Source organism: Clostridium sp. 19966, from assembly GCF_032335695.1.
Classification (GTDB): Bacteria; Bacillota; Clostridia; order Clostridiales; family Clostridiaceae; genus JACTOJ01.
Map to the genome: position 1 here is coordinate 1 of NZ_JACTOJ010000036.1, position 12,838 is coordinate 12,838.

The following is a 12,838-nucleotide window of genomic DNA, read 5'->3' on the forward strand; positions in this document are numbered from 1 at the left end:
ACGAAAAATTAAAAAACATTACGCACTTTTTTCATTAGCATAAAATCCTGTAAAGTCTTATACTACAACGCTTTACAGGATTTTTATTTCGTTAAAGTGTCAAACTCAGGAATTTGAAAGAATAGTCAATAGCAGATTCTCTTGTATATACAAATTTATACTGGTTTTCTTATAATTATTATATTCCTTTCGCAGAGACAGTGGCCTTATTATTTTCTTTTTCCAAAACTAATCTTCCACTATCTATTGAATCGAAGAACGCTTCATTTATTACATCGTAAATACTGCTTACTAATATAATATCTATCCCTTGAATTTCCTTTATGCTCTCATCATAATTTCCTCTAGGTATGATCACTTTAGTTGCTCCAGCTCTTTTAGCCGCATTTATCTTTGCTGACACCCCCCCAACAGGATTAACATCTCCATGGAGGGATATCTCCCCTGTCATAGCTACCCTGCTGTTTATAGCGATATTATTTATGCAGCTGTATATTGCACAAAATATAGATATCCCAGCAGATGTACCGTCTATCGGCGCTCCTCCAGGAAAATTAATATTTATATTATAATCATCACAATTGATATTAAAGTCATTTGAAAGTACTGTAATTACATTGTCCACTGAGCATAAAGCATTACTTTTTCGTATTACTTTTTTATTTCCTGAAGTAATCTGTTCCTCTTCTATTATACCGCTTATTTTTATTTTACCTTTTCTTAATTTTACCCTTTTTACTGTAGCCTCGATCTCCATTAAGATACCAATATTAGCACCATATACCCCAAGACCATTTACGCAGCCTATCTTTGCTTTATCACTTATAAGCTTCTCTATTCTAGGATGGTAATCTCCATTATCAATTACCCACAATACTTCTTTCTCATCTATTACATTTTTATTTTCATTTACAGCTGCCCCATAAGCCATCTGTACCAAATTTAAACTTTCTCTGCCGTTACTGCAATACTTAGCAATGATCTGACATGCCCCATCAGTAATCTTAAATTCCAACTTTTCTGCTGAATTTTTAGCAATTATCTCTATCTCTTCTGGAAGTAACTCTCTAAAAAATATTTCAATACACCTTGACCGAATAGCTGGATTTATTTCCTCCGGACTTCTCGTAGTTGCACCAATAAGCCTAAAATCCGCTGGTAATCCGTTTTCAAATATATCTCTAACATATTGTGGAACATTGGAATCTGAGCTATTGTAATAGGCGCTATCTAAATATACTCTTCTATCTTCCAATACTTTCAGCAGTTTATTTAATTCTATTGGATGTAATTCTCCTATCTCATCAATAAACAATATTCCTCCATGTGCCTTAGTAACAGCTCCAGGCTTAGGTTGTGGTATACCAGCTATGCCTAAAGCTCCAGCTCCTTGATATATTGGATCATGTACAGAACCTATGAGCGGATCAGCTATACCTCTATCGTCAAATCTTATGGTGGTAGCATCTATTTCAACAAATCTAGCATCAGATTGAAATGGAGAATTAATATTTTTCTTAGCAGCCTCTAATACTAGCCTAGCAGCTGCTGTCTTTCCCACTCCGGGTGGTCCATAGATAATTATATGCTGTGGATTAGGCCCGCATAACGCAGCTTTTAAAGCTTTTATTCCTTCTTGCTGACCTATTATTTCTTCAAAGGCTTTAGGTCTTCCTTTTTCAGTAAGAGGCTCTGATAGTTTTATCTGCCTCATTTTTTTTAATTTATCCAATTCCTTTTTATTTTCTAGATTCATAGTGACCTTGCTATTCTGCTGAGTTTTCAATGCATTATAAAAATATAATCCCATTACTAAAGTGAAAAAAAATTGTATTACCATCAGTATCTGTGTCATACTTCCTATTTGCACTCCTTCCATATAAAAGTCTTGACACAATTGATTATTACCATTTTTAACATACAATATTCTCACCGGTAATCTAAAAACAAAATCAACAAAAAAATAACTACTTCTTCATATAAGCTTTCACTTATGCGACGAAGTAGTTATAAAAATAAATTAAGCAGTTTCTATGCCTTTTCTATTTTTAGACTTTTTTGACTTTAAAGCAGGCCTAGCAGCTCCTTCTGTAAAAACCAGCTCAGGTTTCTTGCTAGCCACTGTGTCTTCATTTATTATAACTTTAGCTATCTGCTCATTGCTAGGTATGTCATACATTATGTCTTTCATCATATCTTCAATGATAGCTCTAAGTCCTCTAGCACCTGTATTTCTCTTCATAGCTTCATCTGCTATGGAACCTATAGCTTCATCAGTAAATTCAAGCTCTACATTATCCATTTCAAACAATTTCTTATATTGCTTAACCAATGCATTCTTAGGCTCTTTCAATATATTCATTAAAGCATTTCTATCCAAAGAATCCAGTGTAACTACTATTGGCAGTCTTCCAACAAATTCAGGTATTAACCCAAATTTGAGCAAATCGCCTGGCATTACATCTTTGAGAAGAGTTCCTATATCCTTTTCTTTCTTGGACTGAATCTCTGCTCCAAAACCTATGGAACTTGTTCTTGTTCTCTTTTCAATGATCTTATCAATGCCATCAAAAGCCCCTCCGCAGATAAATAATATATTTGTAGTATTTATCTGTATAAACTCTTGGTGTGGATGCTTTCTTCCTCCCTGTGGTGGTACAGATGCAATAGTTCCTTCTAGTATTTTTAAGAGTGCCTGCTGAACTCCTTCGCCAGAAACATCTCTTGTTATTGAAGGATTTTCTGACTTTCTAGCAATCTTATCTATTTCATCTATATATATTATTCCCTTCTCAGCTCTTTCTATATCATAATCTGCATTTTGAATAAGCTTTAAAAGAATATTTTCTACATCTTCACCAACATATCCAGCCTCAGTTAATGTTGTAGCATCAGCAATAGCAAAAGGTACATTTAAAAACTTTGCTAAAGTTTGTGCTAATAATGTTTTACCTGAGCCAGTAGGTCCCAAAAATAAAATATTACTTTTCTGAAGTTCAACTTCAGAATCCTTCAGATTGCTGTTTATTCTTTTGTAATGATTATATACTGCCACTGCCAAAGATTTTTTTGCATCATCCTGACCAATTACATACTGATCTAAATAATTCTTAATATCAGTTGGCTTGGGAAGGGTATTTACATCAAGCTGAACATTTTCTTCAAATTCATCAGCTATAATTTCCGAACACAGCTCTATACACTCATCACAAATGTATACACCTGGCCCAGCTATAAGTCTTCTTACTGCATCTTGACTTTTTCCACAAAAAGAACACTTAAGTTGCTTTTTATCATCATATTTTACCATCTTCACACCTCACTATGGGTTTATATTGCAACTACTAATATTTGCATACTTATTTATCCCCAGATAGCTTATTCTTTTCAATTACCTGATCAATTAAACCATATTCTTTTGCCTCTTCTGCGGACATGAAATTATCTCTTTCTACATCCTGTTTTATTTTTTCTAAAGGCTGACCTGATCTCTCACTTAGTATTTGATTTAATTTATCCTTTATTCTTAATATTCTGTTAGCGTGAATGCTTATATCAGTAGCTTGACCTTGGAATCCTCCAAGAGGCTGATGTATCATTATTTCGCTGTTTGGTAATGCATATCTCTTACCCTTAGCTCCTGCTGTCATTAAAAATGCTCCCATGGATGCTGCCATACCTATACAAATTGTACATACATCAGGTTTTATGTACTGCATAGTATCGTAAATAGCCATACCTGCTGTTATGGATCCTCCTGGGCTATTTATATATAAAAATATATCCTTATCTGGATCTTCGCTTTCCAAGAAAAGCAGCTGTGCAACTACTAAGCTTGCAGTTACATCATTCACTTCTTCGCTAAGCATTATTATTCTATCCTTTAAAAGTCTTGAATAAATATCGTAAGATCTTTCTCCTCTGTTTGTTTGTTCTACTACTACTGGTACTAAACTCATAAAATTCCCTCCTAAAAAAAATATAACCCATTTTATATTTATTATTCTTTTATAGCTCTATAAAAATATGAGCTATCATTCTAATACAGCAATCAATCTATATTAGAATTATATGCTAAAAATTAAGCTTTGCGCTTAATTTTAAAATTAATTGCCAGAAAAAATTTCTGGCAATCTTTTTAATACTATTTTAAGCAACTACTACGGTATTGTCAACTAACATTCTAACTACCTTTTCATTTACTACATCTTTCTTAATGTATTCTCCCTGTGATTTAACTAATAAATCAACAGTCTTTTCAATATCCTTATCTCCATACTGTTTTGCTACTTCTTCTGCCTTCTTCTTAATTTCATCTTCTTCAGCAGTTACGTTTTCTGCTTTAGCTATTTCATCGATAACTAAGTCAGTCTTTATTCTCTTTTCAGCATTATCTTTCATAAGATCTTTCATCTTATCTTCTGTAGTTCCAGTATATTCATAATATGTCTTAAGATCAAGTCCTTGATATCTTAATCTCATTTCCATATCTTTCAACATGGAATCTATTTCCTTGTCTATCATAACTTGTGGAATTTCTACTTTTACTTCATCGCAAACTGCCTGTAAAACATTTTCTTCAAATTCTCTTTTTGCTTTTTCATTGTTAGCTTCTTCAGCTTTCTTCTTTAAGTCAGCCTTAAGCTCATCTAATGTATCAAATTCAGAAACTTCTTTTGCAAATTCATCATCTAATGCTGGAAGCTCTTTAACTTTTATTTCTTTAACAACAACTTCAAATAATGCAGGTTTTCCATTTAAATCATCTCTGCCATAGTTTTCTGGGAAAGTAACTTTTACATCTTTCTTTTCGTCTTTAGCAGCACCTACAAGCTGATCTTCGAAATCTCCTATAAATGTGCCTGAGCCTACTTCAAGAGAGTAATCATGTCCTTCTCCGCCTTCAAAAGCCACGCCATCAACAAAGCCATGAAAATCTATTACTGCAATATTTCCTTTTTCAATTGTGCCTTCTGCTTTTGTTTCAATTCTCGCATTCTTTTCCTGCATTCCCTTTATTTGAACTTCGATTTCTTCATCAGTTACAGCATATTCAACCTTCTTAACTTCTACGCCTTTATATTTTCCAAGCTCTACTGTAGGCATTACTGTAACAGCAGCAGTATACACTAAGTCCTTACCCTCGCCAATTTCAACTATATCAATTGATGGGTAATCAACTGGATGAACGTCGTGTTCTTTTAGTGCTTCTGGATATGTTTCATCACAGCAAATATTTATTGCTTCTTCATAGAAAACTCCCTCACCATACATCTTTTTTATTATAGCCATTGGAGCCTTTCCTTTTCTAAATCCTGGTATGTTGAACTTCTTTGCAGTTTTAACATAAGCTTTCTTTATAGCTTCATTAAATTTTTCTGCTTCTACAGTTATTTCTAACTTTACAGTATTTGTTTCTACTTTTTCGTATTTAGCGTTCATTACGGTTAATCCTCCTAATCAAATAAAACCTTTTAACTATTGAATTTTCTAGCTAAAACATTATATCATATTTTTAAAAATATTTACAAATTATTTTTTAATTGTGTACAACTTTATAGTTTATTTATAAGTTTTTCTAAATAAACTTTTGAATTTATCAGCTCTTTGGAAGACATGAAATTTTCTCGATAAACTTCAATTATTAAATCTCCCTTATAATTAAATTTATCAAGCATTTCAAATACAGATAAATAATTAACTGTTCCGTGTCCAGGCAACATGCAAGAATTTATTTCATCTCTATCGTTTATATGAATGTTAACTAAATCCTCCTGCATCACTTCTTCTATGTACATTGAAGGTTCTATCCCCGCTCTATATGCTTGCTTTATATCTAGTGTAAATGTCAGTGGATATTTTACCTTCTCCTTAAGCATTTTTAGAAATTCAATATCATGAGATGAGCACCAGGAAACATTTTCTTGAGCTAATGTAATTCCGCTTTCACAAGCAGTATAGCACAGCTCATTATATATTTCCACTATAAAATCCATATCCAAGGTACTATTAGGAAAGGATTTTAGTCCATGAAAAGTATAATATTTAGCTCCTAAATACTTGGCTGCCTTGCACACCATTTTAAAATAGTCAAACATATCATTTCTTCTTCGTTTATATCTATCCCATAAATAGGGCTCAAAGGAAGAAGAAAAAGCATGCACAGACAATATATCCATACTTAAATTATCTATATTATTTTTTAATTTTTCTATAAACTGATCTTTATATTCACTTACAGAATTCAAAAAAATTTCTCCGCAATCAAAGCCAAGTCTTTTGCTTTCCAATACTGCCTGCTCTGTGGTTAATTCCGGGTAAAAACTTGCTGTAGAAAGTCCTATTCTCATCGCATTCTCCTATTAATCTACTAAGGAACCTTGAGCATTTATATGCTTATTATTTCCATCAATATTTACTTCTAATCCAGCTTCTACTAAATTATTCAAAGTTATCTGCTTTCCTTGTATTCCGCTGAGCCATTGATGATCCTTAGTATTAATATCCACTTTATATACATACTTATCAGCTTGAAACCAAGGCATTTGCGTTACATAAATTATAGTAGTGTCATTAATGAATTTGGGTGATTCATGCCAAGAAAATCCTGAATTGGCTGCAAGGTAATCCTTTTTCATTATTGTTTCTTGAGTTTTTGAAGTTATATATCTGTCTTTTGTTATATCCGTTACTGTTCCATTCAAATCAACTATATACATATCCTGAGAAGCAGTTAAAACTACTGCTTTATCTCCCGTCGGGTTTATATTAAAATATATGTCTTGATTATTGGCAAGAAATATATGTTCAATCTTTTTAGTGCCATTACTTTCTGTATAAACTACACTTATATTCTCTCCATCTGGTAACTGCTGGCTAATTGTTTTTTCATCTGAAGCTGTATTGCTGTTTTTAGTATTATCACTTTGATTATTACTTGAAGTATTATTGGAGGTATTATCCGCTTTTTTCTTATCATCCGATTTTTTAGTTGGCTGATTCTTGTTAGCTTCTATATTGTTTTGCGTTTTAGAATAGTTCTTCATCCACTTTTTAAAAGATACTCCAAATAAAAATACAATAACACCAATTATTAATATGGTGGCAATTAAAACTTTACGTTTTCTTCTAGCTCTCATCTTTTTATCATAATCTTTGCTAAACATACTTGGCCTTGACAATTAAAATTCCTCCCAACCACTATATAATAAATTTAACGCAGTACAAAATAACACATTATATATTATACCATTATTTTCACATAAAACAAAAAAAGTAATAAAAAAGTAGCAACCATTTAAATTATGATTACTACTTTTTATACGAACTAGATGCTTATTAGTTTTATTGTATATTATATATTGTTTTTATAATAGTTTAAATCTTTTGGTTCCACATGCTTATTATTTTTTTTCATAGTAACAGCAGTCATGTATATATCAAAGGTATCTATGCAAGTAAACACAGGTATTCTATGCTCAGCAGCCTTTCTTCTAAGTTTAAATCCTGAGGTATCAATATTATTTCCTCTTGTTGGAGTATTTATTATCATATTGATTTTACCAGCATTTATATACTTTACAGCATTCTCTATATCCACTTCAGAGCATTCTATTCCATTTTCCTTTAGATATTTATAAGTTCCTGCTGATGCAATTATATTGAATCCAAAGCTGACGCATTTTTCAATTATATTTAACGCCTCTTCTTTATCATAATCCTTTAGGGATACATATACATTCCCTTCAGTGGCTATCTTTATACCGGATGCTGAAAACGCCTTATATATGGCAGCATCTAGGTCATCATCCAATCCTAAAACCTCTCCTGTAGATTTCATTTCAGGTCCTAGATACATATCAGCATCAGCTAATTTCTCTCCTGAAAATATAGGCACTTTCACTGCATGTAGCCTTCTGTAGTCCTTGAGCCCTGTTCCATAAGGTAAATCTCTAAGCTTCTTTCCAAGCATAACTTGAACCGCTATAGATATCATAGGTATATCAGTCACCTTGCTCAATATAGGAACCGTTCTGGAAGCTCTAGGATTTACTTCTATTATATATACATCTTTACCATCAAAAACTAATTGTATATTAATTAATCCTTTAACCTTAAGAGCCTTAGATATAACATAAGTATACTCCTTAATCTTATCAACGGTTTCCTTGTTTAAAGTCACATATGGATAGATTGTTATACTATCTCCTGAATGAACCCCTGTTCTTTCTACATGCTCCATTATGCCAGGAATGAGTATATCTTCTCCATCGCTTATGGCATCTACTTCTATTTCGGTACCTCTTATATATTTATCCATGAGTATAGGATGGTCGTTTCCTATTTCCATGGCTTCCTTCATATATCTCTCCAAGGATGCGTCTTCATTTATAACTTCCATAGCTCTTCCACCGATAACATAGGAAGGTCTAACTACCACTGGATATCCAAGTCTTCCAGCTTCTTTTTTAGCTTCTCCTATTGATTTCACTGCTATACCCTTTGGAGATGGTATATCTAATTCTTCTAATAAAAGTCTAAATTTTTCTCTGTCTTCCGCCAGATCTATAGATTCAAATTGAGTACCAATTATTTTAACATCTCTTTCACTTAACTTCTCAGCTAAATTAAGAGCTGTTTGCCCTCCAAATTGTACTATAACTCCTTCAGGTTTTTCCTTATTTATCACATTCATAACATCATCAATATATAAAGGTTCAAAATACAATCTATCAGAGGTATCAAAATCAGTGCTTACTGTCTCTGGATTGTTATTAATTATTATGGATTCATAGCCTGCCTCTTTAATTGCCCATACGCCATGTACACAGCAATAATCAAATTCTATTCCCTGACCAATCCTTATTGGTCCAGAGCCAATCATAAGTATTTTTTTATTGTCCGATACCTCAGCCTCATCTTCTTGGTCATAGCAAGAATAATAATAAGGGGTGGCTGCTTCAAATTCTCCACTGCAGGTATCAACCATTTTGTATACTGGATATATTTTTCCTTCTGCTCTTATAAGCTTAAGTTCTTCATCACTAAGTCCTGTAAGATCACATATCTCATCATCGGTAAAGCCCATTTCCTGAGCTTCATATATTATATTTTCATCTTTTTTAAAATTCATAAGCCTTTTTTCCATATCAACTATGGACTTTATAGAATTTATAAACCAAGGATCTATTTGCGTCAAGTTAAAGATGCTATTTTCTGTAAGATTCCTTCTAAGAGCCTCCGCTATAGCAAATATCCTCTCATCATCTTTCATGTTGAGCTTATCCATTAGCTCATGTCCTGACATATCTGCAAGTTTTTGATATCTAAGTCCCTTAGCTTTTCCTTCCAAGGAGGTAACGGCTTTAAGAAGGGCGCTTTCAAAGCTTCTGCTTATGGCCATTACTTCTCCTGTAGCTTTCATTTGAGTACCTAAAATTCTTTCAGCTCTAGTAAACTTATCAAAAGGCCATTTAGGAATCTTTACCACCACATAATCCAAAGTAGGTTCAAAACAAGCGCTGGAAACTCCAGTAACGGTATTTTTAAGTTCATCAAGACTATATCCAATAGCTATTTTGGCTGCAATCTTAGCTATTGGGTATCCTGTTGCTTTAGATGCCAAAGCGCTGGAACGGCTTACTCTAGGATTAACTTCTATAACTATATAATTATTGCTTTTAGGATCTAAGGCAAATTGTACATTGCAGCCTCCTTCAATCTTTAAGCTTCTTATTATATCTATTGACGCTTTTCTAAGCATTTGATATTCTGTATCTCTTAGGGTTTGTGAAGGTGCAACTACTATGCTATCTCCTGTATGTATTCCCACAGGATCAATATTTTCCATATTGCATATTATAATGCAGTTATCTTTTCCATCTCTGATTACTTCATACTCTATTTCCTTCCAGCCTGCCACGCTTTGCTCTAAAAGTATCTGCCCTATAGGACTCATCTCTATTCCTCTGCTGCATATGGTATGAAGCTCTTCCATGTTCTCTGCAATTCCTCCGCCAGTGCCTCCCAAGGTATAAGCAGGTCTTATAATTACTGGGAATCCATGCTTATTTACAAATTCTATACACTCATCTATATGAGTGGCTATTATGCTCTTTGGAACAGGCTGATTAATTTCCAGCATAAGCTTTTTAAACTCTTCTCTATCTTCAGCCTTTTTAATAGCTTCACTATTTATTCCCAAAAGCTTAACATTATATTTTTCAAGAATTCCTTCATGTTTAAGTTTCATGGCCAAATTCAATGCAGTTTGCCCTCCAAATCCAGCCAGTACTCCATCAGGTCTTTCTTTCTCTATTACTTTTTCTATACTTTCTACTGTTATAGGTTCAATATATACTTTGTCTGCAATATCTTTATCGGTCATTATTGTGGCTGGATTGCTATTAACAAGTATAGTTTCTATTCCCTCTTCTTTTATTGCTTTACAAGCTTGAGTTCCGGAATAATCAAATTCAGCCGCCTGCCCTATTATAATGGGACCGGAACCTATTATAAGCACTTTATTTAAAGTCTTATCTAATGCCATATATAACACTCCTTGCTATTTCAAGAACTTTCTATAATCTACTACTCTATTTGCACATGCAATACTTAGTCATATTTACAAACTTATCAAATAAATATGAAGTATCGGTTGGTCCAGCAGCACCTTCGGGGTGAAATTGTACTGAAAAAACTGGCAATTCTTTATGCTGAAGTCCTTCAACTGTATTATCATTCAAATTTATATGGGTTATTTCCACTTCTTTCCCCGAAAGACTTTCAGCGGATACTGCATATCCATGGTTTTGGGAAGTTATATATGCTTTATCCTTGTAAATATCATATACTCCATGATTGCCTCCCCTATGGCCATATTTCATCTTATAAGTGTCACCGCCTAAAGCTAAAGCCAATATCTGATGGCCTAAGCATATTCCAAAAGTAGGATATACCTCTATTACTTTTTTCACTGTATCAATAGCTTCCGTAACAGTCTTAGGATCCCCTGGTCCGTTGCTTAAAAATACTCCATCAGGTCTTAAACTTTCGATTTCTTCGTAGGAAGCATCATAGGGAAGTATTGTAATATCACAATTTCTAGCTTTAAGATTATTTATTATATTCTTTTTAACACCAAAGTCCATTACCACAACTCTAGGTCCATTGCCAGATATATGCAAGGGTTCTTTAATGCTCACTTCATCCACATAGTAATCAGCTTTATTTTTTTCCTTTAAAATAAGCTCTTTAAGATCGTTTATACTAATATCTTCATTGGATATAACACATTTTTGTGCACCTACGCTTCTAATCTTTCTTGTTATGCTTCTGGTATCCACATCACTTATTCCAACTATATTCATTTTAGTAAGCATATCCTGTATGCTCATTTCGCTCATATAATTTGAAGCTATCTTAGATACATTTTTAACAACTAACCCTCTAGCACTTATTTTATCCGACTCGTTTTCAAATCTATTAACTCCATAATTTCCTATCAGCGGATAGGTCATAGTTATTACTTGCCCTGCATACGAAGGATCTGTAAGGATCTCCTGGTATCCTGTGATGGAAGTATTAAATACTAATTCACCACTGGAAGTTCCTATTTTTCCAAAACCTTTTCCTCTGTAAACTGTACCATCCTCCAGGTAAAGTATTCCTTCCATTTTATATACACCTCTCTTATATTATTGAATATTTATTCATAATTAACTCATATTTATTCAAAGATATCATACTACTTGTAAAAAGTCAATAAAGCCGCTCATTCTTTTAATCTTAACTTGCCTACTGAGATGTATTTTTTAATTACAAATGTAAAAAGCCAGGAATTAATTATCCTGGCTCCTTTAATCATATATGCTTTTTTATAAATTCCTCAATTATGTCCATTACCTCACTGCACCAGTACATGGCTCCACCGTGATTTCCACCTTCAACACTATAAAATATAGCTTCTTTTTCTTCTTTTATAAGCTTATTATACAAAAGTATGCTTTGATTAATAGAAACTATAGCATCCTCTGTTCCATGAAATACCAAAACAGGAGGAATAGGTATAGCTTTATCGATATACCTTTTGCAGGATGCTTTTTCAGCAAGTTCTGCTGCAGAGTGTACATCCACTCCACCTAGTAAATTTTCTGTTGGAGTAAAACCTCCAACTAGAAACTCCTCTTCAGGAGCTGACTCCTCTCTACATTTGGTTATATCCGTAGGTCCAAAAAAATCTATAATTCCATTAACCTTACAGGAATATTCTTGATACATTTTCGTATCAAGCTCAATTATATTTTCTGTTAAACCCACAAGCAGCGCTGTATGTCCACCAGAAGAATCACCGAAAACAAATACTTTTTCCCCATCCAAATGAAACTCCTCGGCTTTTGAACGTAAAAATCGGATAGCAGCTTTAACATCTTGTACCTGAGCTGGAAAAGGTGCGATGGTGGACTCCCTATATTCTACTGCTGCAACAGCATAGCCGCGTTCCGCTAGCCTGCCAAGCATAGGCACCTTTGAATACATATCCTGCTTGTACCAAGCAGAACCTGGAACAAAAACAATCAGAGGATATTTTTCTCCATGCCAATTTCGTCTGTAGGGCACAATAAGCTGAACATGTCGCTTGCAATTATCATACTCAGCATAAACAACATCCGGTACATACAACCACTCCAAATCATATTTTGGCAATTCAAGTTTTATAACATGATTTTGATTTATATTCATTTTTTCAAACCTCCTTTAAAACCATGATAGCATTATTTACCAACAAAAAAAAGTAAACTTGTAGTTTAAAAATGTTAATACACCCTATTATTTCATT

9 protein-coding genes are annotated in these 12,838 nt (G+C 33.4%); all 9 read right to left on the minus strand.

Going from position 1 to position 12,838, the window contains the following annotated elements:
• Positions 1 to 178 precede the first annotated feature (178 nt).
• The 9 genes from lonB to IAI10_RS22370 all read right to left on the minus strand — a co-directional run bounded on the left by lonB (position 179) and on the right by IAI10_RS22370 (position 12,741).
• Positions 179 to 1,855 carry an ATP-dependent protease LonB gene (lonB, locus tag IAI10_RS22330; RefSeq protein ID WP_315675533.1) on the minus strand — a complete coding sequence of 559 codons (1,677 nt, stop codon included), beginning with the start codon at positions 1,853 to 1,855 and terminating at the stop codon, positions 179 to 181.
• Positions 1,856 to 2,020: 165 nt separating this feature from the next.
• Positions 2,021 to 3,310, minus strand: a complete 1,290-nt coding sequence (gene clpX, locus IAI10_RS22335) for an ATP-dependent Clp protease ATP-binding subunit ClpX (protein WP_315675534.1) — start codon at positions 3,308 to 3,310, stop codon at positions 2,021 to 2,023.
• Between the two features lie 49 nt (positions 3,311 to 3,359).
• On the minus strand, positions 3,360 to 3,959 hold the full coding sequence (gene clpP, locus IAI10_RS22340; protein ID WP_315675535.1) for an ATP-dependent Clp endopeptidase proteolytic subunit ClpP: 600 nt from the start codon (positions 3,957 to 3,959) through the stop codon (positions 3,360 to 3,362).
• A gap of 190 nt (positions 3,960 to 4,149) precedes the next feature.
• A complete protein-coding gene (gene tig, locus IAI10_RS22345) occupies positions 4,150 to 5,442 on the minus strand; it encodes a trigger factor (protein ID WP_315675536.1) in 1,293 nt (430 codons plus the stop codon).
• A gap of 113 nt (positions 5,443 to 5,555) precedes the next feature.
• Positions 5,556 to 6,350, minus strand: a complete 795-nt coding sequence (locus IAI10_RS22350; protein ID WP_315675537.1) for a sugar phosphate isomerase/epimerase — start codon at positions 6,348 to 6,350, stop codon at positions 5,556 to 5,558.
• 12 nt (positions 6,351 to 6,362) lie between these two features.
• The gene (locus IAI10_RS22355) at positions 6,363 to 7,181 is read right to left on the minus strand and encodes a hypothetical protein (protein ID WP_315675538.1); all 819 of its coding nucleotides are present in this window, start codon (positions 7,179 to 7,181) and stop codon (positions 6,363 to 6,365) included.
• Between the two features lie 173 nt (positions 7,182 to 7,354).
• Positions 7,355 to 10,549 (minus strand): carbamoyl-phosphate synthase (glutamine-hydrolyzing) large subunit, encoded by a 3,195-nt coding sequence (gene carB / locus IAI10_RS22360; RefSeq protein WP_315675539.1) that lies wholly within the window; start codon positions 10,547 to 10,549, stop codon positions 7,355 to 7,357.
• A 46-nt stretch (positions 10,550 to 10,595) separates the two neighbouring features.
• Complete coding sequence (gene carA / locus IAI10_RS22365) at positions 10,596 to 11,675, minus strand: glutamine-hydrolyzing carbamoyl-phosphate synthase small subunit (RefSeq protein WP_315675540.1); 1,080 nt, start codon at positions 11,673 to 11,675, stop codon at positions 10,596 to 10,598.
• A 187-nt stretch (positions 11,676 to 11,862) separates the two neighbouring features.
• The gene (locus tag IAI10_RS22370) at positions 11,863 to 12,741 is read right to left on the minus strand and encodes an alpha/beta hydrolase (RefSeq protein WP_315675541.1); all 879 of its coding nucleotides are present in this window, start codon (positions 12,739 to 12,741) and stop codon (positions 11,863 to 11,865) included.
• Positions 12,742 to 12,838 lie beyond the last annotated feature (97 nt).